The 18042-nt window shown below is 37.6% G+C and carries 15 protein-coding genes; 3 read left to right on the forward strand and 12 right to left on the reverse strand.

Annotation, left to right across the window (positions count from 1 at the left end; all coding sequences use genetic code 11):
* Positions 1 to 1418: 1418 nt before the first annotated feature.
* Both EO119_RS06055 and EO119_RS06060 read left to right on the forward strand, forming a co-directional pair.
* The gene (locus EO119_RS06055) at positions 1419 to 2915 is read left to right on the forward strand and encodes an Eco57I restriction-modification methylase domain-containing protein (RefSeq protein WP_126941031.1); all 1497 of its coding nucleotides are present in this window, start codon (positions 1419 to 1421) and stop codon (positions 2913 to 2915) included.
* The gene (locus EO119_RS06060; RefSeq protein WP_126941032.1) at positions 2908 to 3825 is read left to right on the forward strand and encodes a BsuBI/PstI family type II restriction endonuclease; all 918 of its coding nucleotides are present in this window, start codon (positions 2908 to 2910) and stop codon (positions 3823 to 3825) included. Before EO119_RS06055 ends, EO119_RS06060 begins: the two co-directional genes overlap by 8 nt.
* A 148-nt stretch (positions 3826 to 3973) precedes the next feature.
* Here the strand turns inward: EO119_RS06060 and EO119_RS06065 are convergent, their stop codons facing one another.
* The 9 genes from EO119_RS06065 to EO119_RS06105 form a co-directional block, all read right to left on the reverse strand.
* Positions 3974 to 4492, reverse strand: coding sequence for a hypothetical protein (locus tag EO119_RS06065; protein WP_126941033.1), 519 nt, complete (start codon positions 4490 to 4492; stop codon positions 3974 to 3976).
* Positions 4493 to 4579: 87 nt separating this feature from the next.
* Positions 4580 to 4855 (reverse strand): CRISPR-associated endonuclease Cas2, encoded by a 276-nt coding sequence (gene cas2, locus EO119_RS06070; RefSeq protein WP_126941034.1) that lies wholly within the window; start codon positions 4853 to 4855, stop codon positions 4580 to 4582.
* 132 nt (positions 4856 to 4987) lie between these two features.
* A complete protein-coding gene (locus EO119_RS06075) occupies positions 4988 to 6841 on the reverse strand; it encodes a TIGR03986 family CRISPR-associated RAMP protein (protein ID WP_126941035.1) in 1854 nt (617 codons plus the stop codon).
* Between the two features lie 4 nt (positions 6842 to 6845).
* On the reverse strand, positions 6846 to 7433 hold the full coding sequence (csx19, locus tag EO119_RS06080) for a CRISPR-associated protein Csx19 (RefSeq protein WP_126941036.1): 588 nt from the start codon (positions 7431 to 7433) through the stop codon (positions 6846 to 6848).
* Positions 7434 to 7444: 11 nt separating this feature from the next.
* Positions 7445 to 8560: an RAMP superfamily CRISPR-associated protein gene (locus EO119_RS06085; protein ID WP_126941037.1), complete on the reverse strand. Its 1116-nt coding sequence runs from the start codon at positions 8558 to 8560 to the stop codon at positions 7445 to 7447.
* Positions 8561 to 8677: 117 nt separating this feature from the next.
* Positions 8678 to 8905 (reverse strand): RAMP superfamily CRISPR-associated protein, encoded by a 228-nt coding sequence (locus tag EO119_RS06090; RefSeq protein ID WP_126941038.1) that lies wholly within the window; start codon positions 8903 to 8905, stop codon positions 8678 to 8680.
* 17 nt (positions 8906 to 8922) lie between these two features.
* Positions 8923 to 10479 (reverse strand): hypothetical protein, encoded by a 1557-nt coding sequence (locus EO119_RS06095; RefSeq protein ID WP_126941039.1) that lies wholly within the window; start codon positions 10477 to 10479, stop codon positions 8923 to 8925.
* 16 nt (positions 10480 to 10495) lie between these two features.
* Positions 10496 to 11137, reverse strand: a complete 642-nt coding sequence (locus tag EO119_RS06100; protein ID WP_126941040.1) for an RAMP superfamily CRISPR-associated protein — start codon at positions 11135 to 11137, stop codon at positions 10496 to 10498.
* A gap of 18 nt (positions 11138 to 11155) precedes the next feature.
* Positions 11156 to 12856: a hypothetical protein gene (locus EO119_RS06105; protein ID WP_126941041.1), complete on the reverse strand. Its 1701-nt coding sequence runs from the start codon at positions 12854 to 12856 to the stop codon at positions 11156 to 11158.
* 125 nt (positions 12857 to 12981) lie between these two features.
* Between EO119_RS06105 and cas6 the strand changes: the two genes are divergently transcribed.
* Positions 12982 to 13761: a CRISPR system precrRNA processing endoribonuclease RAMP protein Cas6 gene (gene cas6, locus EO119_RS06110; RefSeq protein ID WP_126941042.1), complete on the forward strand. Its 780-nt coding sequence runs from the start codon at positions 12982 to 12984 to the stop codon at positions 13759 to 13761.
* 5 nt (positions 13762 to 13766) lie between these two features.
* Here the strand turns inward: cas6 and EO119_RS06115 are convergent, their stop codons facing one another.
* The 3 genes from EO119_RS06115 to EO119_RS06125 form a co-directional block, all read right to left on the reverse strand.
* Positions 13767 to 15164, reverse strand: coding sequence for a hypothetical protein (locus EO119_RS06115; RefSeq protein WP_126941043.1), 1398 nt, complete (start codon positions 15162 to 15164; stop codon positions 13767 to 13769).
* Positions 15151 to 16149: a hypothetical protein gene (locus EO119_RS06120; protein ID WP_126941044.1), complete on the reverse strand. Its 999-nt coding sequence runs from the start codon at positions 16147 to 16149 to the stop codon at positions 15151 to 15153. The genes EO119_RS06115 and EO119_RS06120 overlap by 14 nt, the downstream gene beginning before the upstream one ends.
* Before the next feature lie 65 nt (positions 16150 to 16214).
* Complete coding sequence (locus EO119_RS06125; RefSeq protein ID WP_126941045.1) at positions 16215 to 17810, reverse strand: hypothetical protein; 1596 nt, start codon at positions 17808 to 17810, stop codon at positions 16215 to 16217.
* Positions 17811 to 18042 lie beyond the last annotated feature (232 nt).

Below are 18042 nucleotides of genomic sequence, written 5' to 3' on the forward strand. Positions count from 1 at the left end.
AAACAACTCAGTCGCTTTCATCACACCGTTAGAGATTTCACCACTTTAGAATTACTTCCCCATTGTGGGGACTGAAACATACCGATGCTACCATCCATGTATCCTGTCTTGACTTTAGAATTACTTCCCCATTGTGGGGACAGCCAAATTATGATACCCTATACCCAGAGTACATATATCTGTGCGTAAATAGCACACCGTGCTATTTACGTCCACCATTGAGGGGACTGAAACAACTCAGTCGCTTTCATCACACCGTTAGAGATTTCACCACTTTAGAATTACTTCCCCATTGTGGGGACTGAAATCTTTCTACGGAGTAGTTTCTTTCATCTACTTTATCTTTAGAATTACTTCCTCATTGAGGGGACTGAAACGTGATATAGCTAAGGTATGCATACGATTGACTATGTGCAAGGTCTTTAGAATTACTTCCCCATTGCGGGGACTGCCAAATTATGATACCCTATACCCAGAGTACATATATCTGTGCGTAAATAGCACACCGTGCTATTTACGTCCACCATTGAGGGGACTGAAACGCCATTGCTTGCGTTAACTGTGTCATAGCTAAACTTATCTTTAGAATTACTTCCCCATTGAGGGGACTGAAACGGAATATGAATTAACGTTTCATTTTCGGTGTTTTCCAGTACTTTAGAATTACTTCCCCATTGTGAGGACATCAAAATTACACGATCCTATACCCGGGGAACAGATATCTGTGCGTAAATAGCATACCGTGCTATTTACGTCCACCATTGTGGGGACTGAAACGAGAATCGACAACTGATATGAATGTGGATACCTGCTGTATCTCCTTTAGGATTACTTCCCCATTGTGGGGACATTAAACTTATGATACCCTACACCCAGAGTACACATATCTGTGCGTAAATAGCACACCGTGCTATTTACGTCCACCATTGTGGGGACTGAAACCCATTAACATCTGATTCACGTTTTGGTAATCTATCTTTAGAATTACTTCCCCATTGTGGGGACATGCAAATTACACTATCCTATCCCCAAGGCACAGATATCTGTGCGTAAATAGTGCACCGCACTATTTACGTCCACCATTGCGGGGACTGAAACTACCTCAACTAATATTACAGCCATGTTTTGTTCTCCTTCTTTAGAATTACTTCCCCATTACCGGGTCAGCAAAATTATGGCATCCTTTCCCCAGAGCAAATATATCTGTGCCTAAATAGCACTCCATGCTATTTATCTCCGACTATTGCAGAGACTGTAAAATCATATTAGCTTATAATCAAATAAATCATTTGTAAAAAAATAAAATAGAGGAACATTGGTATAATCGTCCCAATGTTCCTCTATTTGTATTTGTAAAACATATATAAATTATCTATAATAAAATCATAAGAAAGTTTACGCAATTATGGAGTTATACGATGATGAAATTAATTGATTATGTAATAGAACTAACAAATGAATATATGGAATCCATGTCAAAGGATGTTCGCAAAAAGTATGGTCAATTCTTCACAAGTAAAGAGACTGCTCTATTTATGGCATCACTTTTTGACTTACCATCATCTTGTAAGTCAATTTCTATTTTAGATCCAGGTTCTGGATCTGGTATATTATCGGTTGCTGTTATTCAAAGGATACTTACTAGTACAAACATCCAAAAAATTTCCCTTACTTGTTATGAAACAAATGATGATATTTTGCCTCTTCTAAAAAAAGTTATATCATGGCTTCAAGATACAATCTCATTAGAACTAGACATTACAATTATCGAAGATAATTATATTACCAGCCAGGCATATGCTTATAGCGGCAATCAAAACTTATCTATTTCTTGTCAAAAATATGATATTGTTATCAGCAATCCCCCTTATTTAAAAATCGGCAAAAGTAGTGAAGAAGCCCTATCTATGCCTGATATTTGTCATGGAGCACCAAATCTTTATTTCCTATTTATGGAAATGGCTCGATTTAATTTAACTGATGAGGGGCAAATGGTCTTTATTGTTCCTCGTTCTTGGACATCTGGCGCCTATTTTAAAAAGTTTCGAGAAAAATTTTTAAGCCACGTTACTTTACTTAATATTCATTTATTTAATAGTAGAGATAAGGTCTTTGATACAGAAAGCGTGTTACAAGAGACAATGATTATAAAGGCTAAAAAATCCATTGTTTCACAGGATTACATTACTATTTCTACGACAAACACCAATAAAGACTTTGCAAACAAAACTATTTTTAAAGCTCCATATGCTATGGTTGTGTCAAATACTTCTAATTATGTCTATTTAATAACTGATGAAGCAGATGCTAATACTATCAAAACAATACATAAATGGAATGACACTCTACCTACACTAGGTTTAAAAATGAAAACAGGGTTAACTGTTGATTTCAGAAATAAAGAGGTGCTCCGCTCAACAGCTGAATCAAATACTGTCCCTCTCTTTTACCCTCATCATATAAAAGAAGGGTCTATCTCATTTCCTCTAGGAAAACCAAATGAGTATATTCTAGCAGAACAAAGTGGTTTACTGCAAAAAAATAGAAACTATTTGTTCGTAAAACGATTTACTACTAAAGAAGAATCTCGTAGATTACAATGTGGTGTATATTTAGCAAAACATCATCCTACTTATGAAGCGATTAGTACACAAAATAAAATTAACTTTATTACCGGATTAACAGAATTATCTGAGCCTGTCGTATACGGATTATACGTTATAATGAACTCAACCTTATATGATCAGTATTATAGAATACTAAATGGCTCTACTCAGGTAAATTCTACCGAAATTAACTCTATTCCGATGCCACCTCTAAACTGTATTGAAACTATGGGACAAGAATTACTCAATGCTAGTGATATGTCAGAAAAAACATGTAATGATATATTAAGGAGATATACTTATGACTAAAATAAAAGAAGCTAAAGAACTTTTACGCGATTTGGACGTTCCTGTACAGCAACAATCAGATTTATGTGCTTTAGTCATATTAGCATTAGCAAGATTACAACCAAATGATGAATGGATTCTATCAACAAATCATTGGATTCGAATCCATGACATACTGCTCTTCATCAAACAAGCGTATGGCATTACCTATGCAGAAAATAGCCGTGAAACGATTCGTAAACAAGCCATTCATCACTTTAGGAATGCTGCATTTATTGAAGATAACGGTGCTCCCACTAACAGTCCTAATTATAGATATCGTCTGACAGAAGAAATGCTATCATTGCTTAAATCGTTTCAAACTATGCACTGGAGCTCAACAAAGCACAGTTTCTTAGAAAATCATAATAGTTTAATTAACTTTTATCGATCTATAAAACTAATGGAGAAAATGCCAGTTAAAATAAATGGCAATGAGTTAACATTTTCTCCTGGAAAGCATAATGAATTGCAAAAATTAATTATAGAAGAGTTCGCTCCACGCTTTGCCGAAAATGCAACATGCTTATATGTAGGTGATACTATCCAAAAAGATTTAGTAAAAAATGAAACTATGTTAACTAAGCTTGGTTTTAAAATGACTCTTCATGATAAACTACCGGATGTCATATTATATATAGAAGATAAAAATTGGTTGTACTTCATCGAAGCTGTAACTTCCGTTGGTCCCATGAGCCCTAAACGAATCAAAGAACTAGAGTCTATGACTTCTGATGTTACAGCAGGAAAAATATATGTAACAGCATTTCTAGACTTTAAAACGTTCAAAAGTTTCTCAGAAGCACTAGCATGGGAAACAGAAATTTGGATTGCCGACTTACCCGATCATATGATTCATCTAAATGGAGATAAATTCTTAGGTCCTCGGTAATGTAATATTTTATCAATATAATAACAGCCACAAAAATAGCACCCTCTCCTTTTAGGTAAACACTATAAACTACTGTTTACTTAGGAAGATCGGTGCTCTTCTTTTGTGTTAATCTACAATATTTGCATTGGATTCCACTGACAAGCTATCAACCTATATGTAAATTATACTCTTCACGAACTTTATCTAAATAATCTAATACAGTATCGGTAGCATCACTTGCCTCAAATAATACTAAATCTACACTAATACCTTCTGAAGCATCTTCATTCAAATTATACATAACCCCATAGCTTAATATATGTAATTCTTCGTCATATATAACAGCCCCCGTCTCACAATGCGCATTTATATCGTATAAAATGAAATCGATATCATTGCGAGTTAAATGTCTAGCATCCACTGGATATACAGTATTGATACAAATCCCTATATTTTTATTCTCTACAATAAGAACTTTCAATTTGTCCCCATTATGAAACATAGAATACTCTAATACTGGACCTTCCGGATTATTTATATGTTTAGAAACGCATTTGCCATCATATCGTAACGCCTCTTCTATAGCTTCCATTAATGTAATTCCAGAATTCTTATTCCACATTTCCAATGTACCGCCTTGCATAAAGGTTTTTAATATTCTACCACTTCCGTCATATACTCCCATAATTCCTCCTTATTTCCATAACTAAATCTTTAGGGATATTTTCATTTTACAAACGTTCACATAGTCAATGGTTCAGCTCCTACAATCTTATATCACGTAACAATCATCTCTCTTCACATCACCAATTCCATATGCACGAATATCTTTTTCATTACGAATCACATAGACTCGAAAGGAATCAATCTCCAGATTCAAGCAGGCTAAGGCCCTTTCAATCATACGATTGCACTGCGATGGTGCCAATATGGCCTCAAAGGCCGATTCCTGCACTCGTATTCCGTAATATTCCATAACCTTTACTAGCTTACTTCTTCGCTTATCATCTGCCACATCATAAATAGATAAGGTCAAATATTGTGTCATAATATCGCCTCCTTTTTCACCATCTCTATTATATAACAAATAATACTTTTATAATCAGAAACCTCTCAATAGAAAAGCGCCAGCCCAATTAGGCTGACGCTGCATCATTTCTGACATTCTATATAAAGATGTCTATAGATTTCCTTTTAAGGATACTTTTTTAAATTTTTCAACTGGTAACAGTGCAGTACGGTCTACAAAACGTTTATCTTGTTTATTGCCAATCCGCATCATTTCCGTTTTTACATTTTTATCAGATCCTAAAGCATTTGGGTCCATCATAATATACAATTCGTTCATCGACTTTTTCAAACTAGTATAATGTGGTCCCATGGACTTCTCTGCATAGTAATCAAAGCTTTCAATCAATGCATCTACAGAATTCGTATTACCTTCTATTGGCAAGGCTTTATGCATAGGTACAATACCATCACTGGACCACATAGCATGACTAATATATGCATCTTCACGTTCTAAGAACAATTTAGAAGTAATACTTACGCTACCCCAGCCAATAGATTTCCCTTTACCGATTTTATATTGTCGTTTTGCATTTCTTGTGCCAAGCTCACCTCCATATGAACCGGTACCTAAGAACAACACTTTACAAAGAGCGCCTAATTCTTCTGTAGTCAGCGATTTAAAATAAATCTTACCTGTGAAAGTCACCCCTGGTTTTACACGGTTTCTACACTTAGTAGTTACATCATTATTGTCTGATTCATTTTTAGTTTCATCACGATGCCAGTACTGTTTAACGCCGCGAATGGTAGCCTCTGTATTATCCCAATGTAAACAATCATCACTCTTCTCTTGGTCTAAATACAACTGAAATGAGGTAGGGTTGGGACCTAGTAATGCAACAGACACTTCTTTTTTGTCTAGATAGTTTCCTTGTTTCAATGAGGATTCACTTAACTTAGCATCGCTAAAGGAAAGTCTGCCGCCCCAGTATTCTTTTAAACCAAACACTAGATCCGCAAAATCTACTCGACCCGTTTTCAATGTGGTTGGAACATGTGCTCCAATAGGATTAGTATATGGAATGCGATAGTACAATGGAGCTCCAAAATGGATAACCTGATTATTCTTAAGTGTAAAAAAGCAAGGTGCTACCAAATCAGCCGTAGGAATTCCTGTATACTTCGCTGCAAGAGCCCCTTTGGCTGCGCAATCGGTTAACACATCAAGACCTTTTCTTCTTTCATCAGAGCGATATGCCTCGATCACATGATTAGGAACTATATATTTATTTTCTTTATTCCATCTAAAGGCATATAAATTATTTTTTCCACGATCAGCTCCCTTTGCATTCAAACATTTAATCACTATATCGATTTGTTTTGTTTTTTCAAAGTCCTTCCAGTTTACTTTATTAGTTGCTTTATCACGGGTTCTTTTATCTCTAGCGGTAGATGGTGCACATAAATAGATATGCCACTGTACCCCATTTACATCGCGGGTCCGCACTAGGAACCCTCGTTTTCTCAAGTCTTTTGCTTTTGTTCGACGATCTCCCAGTTGCATGGAGTCCATATAGGCACTTTGTGCTTCTGAGGCATATTTAGCACTTGCCACACCACGATAATACAAGGATTTTTCAGTAAAATCTTCGTCTTTTCTAAAAGAACTAGCTGTTACTATCTTAAACAAATTTCGTACCATACCACGAAGGGAGCTGCCTGGAATCATCGGTTCATCATTATGAATGGCAAAGAAAGAACTTTCACCACTATTCTCTCCGTAACCACCTACCAAGGTAGATGTTTTTGTAGTAATATCTACTTCAATATACCCAGAATGTGTGCCGAAATCACGCACATAAGTTAGATACGAATCATAGATAGCTTCGTTATCTACATCAATCCCTTTCCACCCTTTAGGGACACAAATATCTGTTGGCAAGGACACAAAATTATACGGTGCTGTTGCAATTAGACCACTATTTCGTTTATCTATAAATTTATCTTTTACTTGTGGTGCCATTGTCTCACTCCTCTGTCATATCTACAATATCCACATATCGGTATTGGCTATATCCAGCTTGTCCTGTCATATGTGAAGATGTTATGTAATTTCTAGTCTTTAATCCTAAGCGCTTACTTTGCAAATCTGTGGGTACTACTTGTTTCATTTTACGACCTTTATCAGCTAATACTACAAATCCATCGTTAGATCCACTAAATTCCCCAAATAAAGGTTGAATGCTATCTACAAATTGGATCTCCACGCCATTCTCACTGTTTGTAGTATCCACTACATGATATCCCACAAGCATTCCATCAACGCATTGTGCATATACCTCTTCCTTTGTATTAAAGATGCGCACTTCTACAATACCAGTTCCATCATATTGTGTGTCATCACTCCAGTGAATCTCTGTACCATTCCAGTGCCCCCAAAGAACAGCGTGATGCATCCAAAGAACAATCTTACCCATTCCATTCAAATACTTACACAAAGGAGTGAGATCACCAGAAAAAGTTTCCTCAATATCTTGTATGATCACCTTTCCCTGCTGGACTGTCAGCTGTTTCAAAGGGCTAATTTGTTTCATATCTATGTCATTTCTATTCATGATACTATCCTCTACATAAGTTTACTAATGTATTGATTTAACTGATTTACATCACCTTGACTAAGAACGGCATAGGATGTGTTACTTCCCTTTGTCTCATTTGTAAAAGTAAATGTATCTTGTTGGTAGGAAATGCTGCCTTGTACCCCAAAGATTCGACCACGGCCAACGCTAGCTTCACCACCAAATGTCAGTTTACCCATCCATAAATCTCGGAATACAATAATGAACAACCCCGCTTCTTCTGGTGTGCAATGTTTGACTTCCAACTCAATAGAAATTGTACCATCTGCATTGCTATTTACTTGCCAAATAGGTTCTTCCGTAAACAGCGCTGAATCGATCGTGCCACCTGTAAAACGGTCTATACGATTGCGAGTTTGTGGTTTAGCAACAACCTGTTTACTTTTCTTAATGTATACTTCGTCCACAGATACACGGCTTTTTACCAATCCTGTCACCACGTTGTTCACTTTTTTCATGCCACCAAACAATGTATCAAACCGTGTTACACCTTCTTGATTCGGTGTATTCCATACTTCCCAAAGGCCCATTTTTTCTAAGATATATTGGGTATGATGGCGAATAACGCCTTTCACACTAGATCCCGGAATGACGTAATCGCCTTGGCTAATCAACATGGTACTATCCATAGCAGGGTTATCTCCTTGCGTACGAACGATTAAGGAGGTAGCAATATTAGCAGATACTTTCATCACTAATGTTTCCTGTTTAGGAGTAATGTGTGTCCCTGTATACATTGCATCCTCTGCACATGTACTAGCTTCTCTATATAACCAATGTCTTATAGAAGCATTACTTTTTAATCTATATTGCATTGCTTTACAATCTTGTACCTGGATTTTACCAAAGCCTTTTGTGGTAAACTTACCTACTGCCACTCCAGAGAATAAGATATTAACCAAGCATCGTACGGTATTCTCTAAGAATTCCAATACAGCCGAATCATCCCATGTGTTTCCATCTTTCTTTTCAAGATAGGTACGTAAAGACTTAATATGACCTTCTCGAAGAATACACTCCATCAAAAAGTCCCCTTTGGCACCACGGTCAATGGCTTCATAATCATACAATTGACCTTCTTTAGCAATACGGGATCCATACATAAGTGATACTCCATCACGCTGTGTCACTTGTGCATTCTCTAGGACAACATCAAAAAAACGAAGTGCACTTTGATTAGCCTCTACATCAGCATCCTGAATAGAGCCAAATAAAATATCTCACAATACTTGTTGTAACGCCATATCATAGTCTAAATAACTGCCCAAGGTATGACGTAATACCCCTGCCATACTCGTACCAGGAATATAGGCTTTTCCATTTCGATTTCTTAAGGCTAACATATCAATGAGTTCACTTTGTTTTTCCCCATCACCTACTAATAGTGGTGATAACAATTCTAAGGTACCCTCTATAAGAATCGTCTCTTTTATTGTTGCATCATTCATAAGATACACTCCTTATATTACAGTTTACGTGCGTATTTGAAAAACCATATCCAATACTCTACAAAACGATCTTCTGCAGGCATAGAACTTCCTGCTAATGTTCGTAATCCATCATGTGTATTGCAAATTATATCAATCCATTTCGGCACTTTTCGGTCTTCTAATAACTCTAACACATCATGAGATATACCTAGTTCTTTATGTCCTATAGAGAGCCCATTCGCTTTCCAGTTGTCCCCGAAAATACGACGTAGGGCCTCGCCATCATCTTTACTAAGACCTCCACGTTGTCCCGCCAATAAAGGCACATAGTTTTCTAATCGTGCAAATGTATGATTATCAGCTTTTTTCAATTCTCTTGCATGATTCTGTACATCCAAATACGCACGAGAACGAATGGCATCGATATCTTTGGTTTTCAAAACAGACTTCACTAATTTTTTAGTTGCTTTCGATAAACTTTTCACTGGTGCTACTGGCACTGGTTCTTCTGTAGTTTGCAGTTCCAAAGTACTTCGTAATACCCATGGGCGAATTTGACCAAAGCCTTCTGCCTTACGTCCCCCAATTCCTGTTGCCAAGACCTCTGTTAGTTGTTTAACATCTTCGTCTGACCAATCTGTACTACAAGTTAAGATGCATACAGATCCCTCTGCTAACGCTAATACTTCTGGGCGATATAATTGCCATACACCAACATAATTGCGCACTATTTCTGCCCCTGTAAATAATTTTGAAAGTGTCAATTCTTTCTCAGGTAATGCTCTTTTCAAAGCCTCCACAAAATCTTCAACTAACGATTCTTCCTCAAGACGACGCCATCCAGAAACAGGTCTATCTGAAATAAATGGACTATCTAAGCGAAGAGCTAATGTACCTTGTTTCAACTGCTCTACCCAGTCACTTATATTCACCATTTCACAAGGCAGCACATCGCTAAATGCTACTTCACATTTACCATAACTTGTGCGTTTTGACTTTCCTGCTCGTACTGTCAAAGTATTGTTTTTTAACTTAAGATCTCGTACTAAGGTAATTAAATCTTCTTCTTTACCGGTAATAATAGCCTCAAAGGTTTGCCCATCGCCAATAGCCTCGTAGTTATAGATACCACCGCCATTGCTTCTACCAGCAAAGCGTTCCTCTGCACTATTACGACTCATATGGAAGTATATTTTTTTATGCACGAAAGCTAAGTCTACATGTCCCTCATGTACAATACCTAGACCTTTTAGTACCTTATATCCTGCAGCTCCGTCAGCTGCTAGCATATCTTTAACATCGCCTTTTACTTTATGCTTCATCAATGATTGTGGTAATGGGTACGACCGATGACCTTTCACCATTGGATAGGCCGCTTGGAACTGTAATCCTCCTAAAAATAGTTGTTTGAAACTACTATCTTTATGAGCTGTATTTCCTAAGTTTCTCGCTTTTCTATACGCATCTGCTAGAATCCCACGTACAATCGTACCAGATATATAATCTCGGCTTTCAGTTAATACACGGGAGCTACTCTCCGCTGTAATTACTAGAGGAGATTGTGTTGTAATAGATACATGTAATTGTTTCATAGTCATCTCCTAGTCTTTATTTTAATACTAATTTAATCAATCGATCTTGGTTTGGCATAGTACAAATAATACGTCCAAAACCACGATTTCGTTTGAATCCAATGGCAGTCATATTTTGTAAGGCTGCTGCCAACAGTGTTTCATGTTTTTCATTACCACCGTCAATATGAATGTTCCCTACAAATTCAAATGAGGTGTTATCTACTACACGTAAATTACGAAGGCTTCCATCTTTAGCGACTCCAGTGTCTTCGTGAATTGCTGTTTGATATCTTACAGATGTAAAGGCATCTCGAATCTGATTTCTACCTACTACATCACCATACTCTTGAATAAGGCCACGTAATTCTTTAAGAATATCTTCATAGCCTTTAATATGAAAGTCTTCAAAGCTAGTGCCAGTAAGAGATTCTACTTCACCTCTATTAAATACTTCATCTAATACAGTTTGACTTAATGCGCCTTCTGTTTCACCTAGTGCTTCTTTCATTTCTACTAATTCAAGAGCACTTTCATAGAGTACACCTCGGAATCGTTTAGCCGGAATGAACGGCAACCCCCATTCATCCAAAATAACATCCGTATCCACGTTGATATCTGCTGCGCCAGAGCTTAATTGCAATGGTGATTTTAACTGAATTGTTACTTTAATATCCATATGTTCCTCACTACATTTCTATTTTTGATGATTCACAAAGTCTTGACAAAATCTTTTGCTAGGAAGGTATTCCATCATTTCAATAGCGTCTATATATGGAGTGGTATGCTTCTTAGCTTCTGCTACAGTATGCGTTTCCAAGTATTCTTCTTTCCAACCATATGTGCCATAGTCTTTCCAATGTTCCACACTTGGTAAGGATTTGCCACAATGTGTCAATTGTGCTACATATTCTTGGATTCCATGTGTTGTACCTTGTAAGATATATCGTAATCCTTTTACTTTATTTCTACCCAGCTCTTCTGCATCAATCGATGTTTGTAATGCATTGGCCAAGTTTAACATATTATCTAAGGCATGTTCTTTATCTTTCATATCCGACACAACATACGGTCCAAAATGTAATTGTCCACCTTTGATTGATGTATACTCTTGTTCACGAATTTGTTCTACTGTTGGTGCTTGTTCTCCGTGGAGGATGATAAAGTCTAACCAGCTGGATGCTTGTTCTCTCGCTTTTTCTTTCGCTTTAGCACATATTTGCTCCGCTAGCTCATAGCCTCTAAAAAACGGATAGGACGTATTTAATATGGCAATACCCGCGCATGAAAAAATTCCTCCATTGCTTGTAGTATTGCTTAGCTTAGCTGGGTTTTTAGCACTCAATACTTCTAATTCTTTCATAAACGTTTGGGCTAATAACACTGCTAATCGAGCATGGCATACAAAGGTAACATCATCACCACCGATAATGATTGGACGTAATGGCAAATACGGAGTTCCACGTCCTACATCAATTTCCTCTGCTTTATATGTTTCTGGTGAAATAGCCGCTGCTAATTGCACAACTTTTTTGAAAGCTTTTTCTGTCACAGTTGTCACTGTTTTAGATAGTTTGGTTCGTTCTGCTAATGTTTTACATTGGCTAAAGCGTTCCCCCATATTATTGCCATCAATATGAACAATTGCCAAATAATTATCCCCTTCTTGACGACCTAATTTAGAAAACTCTTGTGGGAATTGATACTCGCCAAGTTCTGTAGAAAAACGATCTGCCAGTTCTTCATTAGCCACTTTGGCCATGGTGTTTTTAGCTAACACTTCATGAGATACATAGCGACTATCACCTTTTCCTGTTGCTGCCTCTTGATGAATTGTATTTGCACTTTCACCGTTGACTGCACATGGCAATGTATGACCTGTCATAGGTACATTCACGACTGGATGTATGCGTTGTTTATTTTGTTGCAATTGCTGATACATAGCTTTGATACTATCCGAGTAATTTTCTGTATCTAATTGAATGATTCCAATAGCTGCGCCTACTTTTAATCCAGGGTATGTACATAATAAAGTTGTTGTAAACTCTTGTACAATACGCTTTAAATTTTCATTCCCTTCTCCTGCCACTTCTTCTTTAAAAAGGATAAGTGCATTACCACCACCAATATAGGCAACGTAGCAGTCTGTAGGTAATTGATTGGATTTAACTACTTCTTCAATAGATTCTACACCGCTTTCTTGTTCCCATCCTGTACTGTTTACAGAGTGAATACCTAAAGGTTTCAAGATAGATTCTTGCAAAATTTGGTCTACTAAAATTGAATCAAATACCTTGTCAACAATAAAAGAAGCACCTATATTAGTTTTTAGCTTTGTCCCAGAAAAGATATATTTCTGTATGGACTGGGTATCCAATAAAATTGCCTTTACATTCATAATGAATTCCTTTCTTGATAAGATATGCAATATACTATTATAATAAATATACATCAATTTTATTATTATCACAAATCATTCTTATCTTGCATTTAAAGAATACTATATTGAATAGGGAGGTTTCTATGCTATCTTCACTTATGATTCTAGACTTACATATTAACTTTGTCGATGGAGCTCGTATTCATCCATTTTTCTCCAGTGTACTGCATGGTATTATGATGGAACATATAAATACAGAGTATGCAACTAAATTGCATGAAAGTACACTTCATCCTTATCGACAATATGTCTTTCATGATGCTAAGCAAGATACCACAATCTGGAGAGTCATTGGTTTAAACCAAGAAGCCATCATTAATATTCTAGAGCCTCTCTTTCATTTGCCAGAGCAAGTATTTGTGCGACAACAACAAAAATATTTACAAATTACAGACCGTATCATCTATGACGAAACCTCCTATGATTTTCTATATGAAATATTCTTAGAGGCTCCGACAAGTACAGTTAAATCAGTAAATCTAGATTTTATAACGAGTGCCAGCTTTAAATCTCAAGGAGAATACATTCCGTTTCCAGATACAAGTCGCTTTTTTAAAGGCTTATTACGTCGTTGGAATACGTTCAGTACTAACTATCCTATTAAAGGAGATGATCTAGCTGACTCATTGGCTAGCCTATTTAAAGTATGTGACTACCATCTTAAGTTTAGCCCATACCGGATAGAACGTGTTCAGATTCCTGCTTTCAAAGGTCACTATACATTACGACCTAATACAAAGCATCCTCTGTTTCCTATTGCTATGTTACTATTAGCCTATGGAGAATTCGCCGGCATGGGAATCAAAACCTCTTTAGGTATGGGTGCGTATCGTTTGACTGTCACGCACCTAGACTCTGAATAGGGTCTCTATTTTTTAAACCACCGCAGTTTGATATCCGACACAGTTCTTTTACCTGCATTCACATCGCTAGGCGAACTAGATAATGTGATAGTATAGCGGTCTTGGCCTCCTAATTTAGCTTTAAAATGAGCCCCTTCTTTTGTAATCTCTGCTCCTACGGAAGCAAGCTCATTACTCATCCGATCAGTGAAACGACGATAATTACTAAATAAGCTATCTAAGGAGTCATAGGTATCCCAAGCATCCTTCTTGCGTGGTGCATTATAAGTAATAATATCGTTACAGATATCGTATATCCGATTGCTAGCATGGACATCTTGTGGCTTATGATCTTGGCGCACGTCCTCTAAAATTTTTAGCACGGCGCTTCTAATTTCATCGTTATAAATATCATCTTCTTTACCATAATATAACAAGGCTGGTCCCGACTTGGAACTATTCATCCTAGATTGTAGTATACTTAATTCTTGTTGAAGATTCATATAATCCAATAAATATTTTTCTGCCTGTGCTTCTGCCTCTTTCAGTCTCTTCTCTAATGTAGCTGTTTCATTCACTGCTATTTCTGCTAGTTCGGTTGATTCAATTCGTTCTTGAAGGGACTGTTTTATTTTCTTCTCTAATACCTTTTGTTGTACACCATACCAACTATCTAATGGCTTACGATCAATTAAGTTCATTTCACCGCACACAATATCTACAACTCTCTGACGAACTTTTTCTGCCTTCATCTCTGTGTCAGTATGATACACTTTTACATCTGGTGCTTGTAGTAAATTTTTATGGTGATAAATAATCACTGAGTTCATTTCCTGGTCATCTGACTTTACAAAAATACGTGCCACACCTTCTAAGTTAAGTGCCAATTTATCCATATTGATTCGCTCTATAAAAGTTGGACTACCTTTGATAACGACATTACATACACTATGTACCGGTTCTTGCAAGAGGCTAGTCTCAATCTCTTCCGACCACTCCATCACATCTGGACCGATAGGTACCCCATGCTCCTGAGCAATATATCCACCTTTTACTAGATATTTAATAATAGATGGTGCCCAAAAATAACGATTTGTCTCCGACATAGATTCATCAAAGTTTTTGTGTTGTAATACACAAACTGTATGTTCCTTTGTATTAAATACCACCTCTGTTTTCCACAGTCCAGATTCATCTGGCGCCTGCTCAAACAAAGCAGCCATAATCTCCTCATCCTCGTATTGCTCTATCATGAGGGTATGTCCATTTTCTTCCCAAGCTGGACTCATATCCACCCCATCCCACGTAACTGCCTCTGAAAACGCTTGATAGTCCACATGTTGACGCCAGTCTAACAAAGCACGAATAAAGCTTCTTGGCTTTAAATCATCTGTTACTTTTAATTTTGTACTATATACGATCATTTATATCCTCCTTAATCATTGCAATCTGCTTCACAGACTCTTGGTCCAATGAACCTTCCTCTGTTAATAAACGCCGTTCTAATACAGCTTTGATTATTTTTACTATTATCACAGTTTGAGCAATACACCCTTTTTCATTCGCATCGTATTGTCTATAGTCTGTGCCCGACTGGTGGATGATTTTCTTCATAGTATCCACTAATGGTTGTAATAATCCTTCTAATTGCTGCAAAAACTCTCGTACCATATCTGCTTGTTCTGCGATTACCTCACAAGCAATACTAGCTCTCTTCATATCTTCTTCAAAGGCTTTAGACCTTGCTCGATTGGATTTAGCATCTTCCAAAAAATGATTCATTTTAGAGTCAAATACATAACTGGCTACCGCTAATATTGGAACCGTGACAAGTCCGCCTAAGACAGCCACACCACCAGCCACACCAAGCCCACCAGTGGCTAAAGAACCACCTCCAAAGAAAGCCAAGGTTGCATTGGTCGCTGCCACTCCTGAAAGGCTACCTATTGCTGTTCCTGTGGACGCTGTTGCCAGTGCCCCTGCTGCACTATAAGCACCAAAGGCAGCCAATGCACCAGAGGCTACACCACTACCTATTCCTTGTACAATACTGGTCGCTAACAATTGGACATTTCGTAATTCTTGAAATGTTTCCTCCTTTGTTTGACCATATATATCTAGTTCCTTCGCTCCTGTCAAATCCACATGCTTAATTTGTTCCATTGTATCTAAAAAGTCTTTCACTGTACCGTCTAACAGTTTCACTTTGTACCCGCCTAGGGCATCGATAGCTCCACCAGCTTTTATCCGTGCCTCGTCCATAGAATGCTGTGCCCTCTGTACACAGCGTTGTGCTCGATCATTAATATCCTTAGCTTCCTTGTACTTTCCCTTTGCATCAATCCCTTTTTTTAAGGTAATGCCTCCTGCAAGCGCCACTAAACCTGCTAATAATAATGGTATTGGCATAAACTATCTCCTTTCCTCAAAATGCTACAAATTGTGTCTATAGTTCTGTCATTGACTATGGGTTTTTAGATTCTTAACGGCTCATCTGATACCATAAGTGCATCAAATTCCATTTGATTTTTATATGTCACGATTCCACCAAAATGAGCAATGATACAATTCCCCATATCTAGTACCCACTGTGTATCATTAACTTGAATACCCTCTTGCATTCCTATAAAAGCCTGCTTAAATTGCTCTTTTTCATGGCTAAAGTATGTATTGATGGCACTTTCAAATTGCTCTCGATAAGCTTTCATTTGCGCCACGTACTGTATACAAGCTACTTCTAGCTCCTGACGACGATCAATGGCAACCCCCTCTTCTTTGAAAGCCTGCTGTAACATACCAAACATCGCAGATGATATGGAATAGCCCGCCATAGCACCAAGCATACCACCTACAATAGGGATTGGAATTACTACTTGCCCTATACCAGCAAACAAGCTCGCAGAGAGCATATTTGCACTTTGTAAAGATAATTCCTGAACACAAGTATGTCCATCAATTTGTCCAGTACAATATCGATACAACACTTGGGAAGATGTAATACCTACTTGCACCATCGCCTGTGGCAACCCCGTCATAGATGCACCACGTAAGCTAGCACTAGAAGCCTGTTCCATAATACCTTTCAACAGGGTACCTCCAGCTCCTACCACATAGCTTTGCCCAGCTCGTTTTATCGTAGATTTCCCAATATTGATGGCCGCTTCTTTTCCAGTACTCTCCCCCTTTAGTAAAGCTACCGTTTGTTGTACGACAGCCATAGAACCACCGATAATAGCTCCAAACTCAGCAGCTTGCATTCCCGCACTATGGATAATCTGCCCCATATCTTGTGCTGTCGATAGATACGGATGTTCCCTAGCAAATACAGCTTCATCCGAAGTTACCACACTTTGTCGAGTATTTTGACGAATCGCTTCTGCTCGGTCCAGCTGTATTTCCAAATGATCTCGCGCTTCTGGGTCTGTTACACGGGCTAATTGCTCATGCAGTGCCTGTATTTTCTTATCTGCTTCCGCTAAGAGTCCCTCATATTGATCTTTCGGCACTTCAATGAGTACATGATGCTCATGATACTTCGCAAACTTATCGCTCATCAGTTTTTGAAAGGCTCTAGTAGCACTGCCTTCATTAAAAGGATCACCTTCAGAATAGCCTAAAAATTTAATCTGTGTTCCTGTACCATCTATGATCGCCTCTTGTTCATCTAACTTAACCGAATCATAAAGCGGATCATTCACCCGTCCTAAATCATCTGTACGCATCGTGCGACTCGTATCTCCTTGAATACGTGCCTCTGCATTTTGACGAACTACAGATTTCACCTCTGCAGAAAATCCTACTTGTTGATGAATATTTTGATACTCATAGTCGGGATGTACCTTAGAGTCAGCTATCTTCGATAAGCCACGGACCCACTCATGATTTCTTAAATTATCCATTCCTGTCAGACCTACTAGATGTTCACCAATCGCGCCACCATAACGCTGTACCATATCCTGAAAAGTGCCCACTAAAGTAGCATCCATAAATCCATCATCTATGCTTGTTGTATGATTGACAGAACTCTTTTCTGGCTTTTTTCCTCCATTCTCTTCTATTCTATCACTCATGATAGCCCCCTTACCTAATCTCTCAGCGTATTAGTTATATTTAGTATATCAAGTTTACTGACCTATGTGAATATTATTTTCACTACATTTATTATCATAATACATAATACTCCTATTGACTATGCACACATACATATGATTACTAAGACTTTCATAGTCTCTCCTTTATATAATTTATTGTTTATTTACATAGCAAATATAGCAACTCTTTAGTTTTGAAAATTATGAAAGT

Origin of the sequence: Veillonella sp. CNR 79/14 (genome assembly GCF_003992185.1) — a bacterium.
Classification (GTDB): Bacteria; Bacillota; Negativicutes; order Veillonellales; family Veillonellaceae; genus F0422.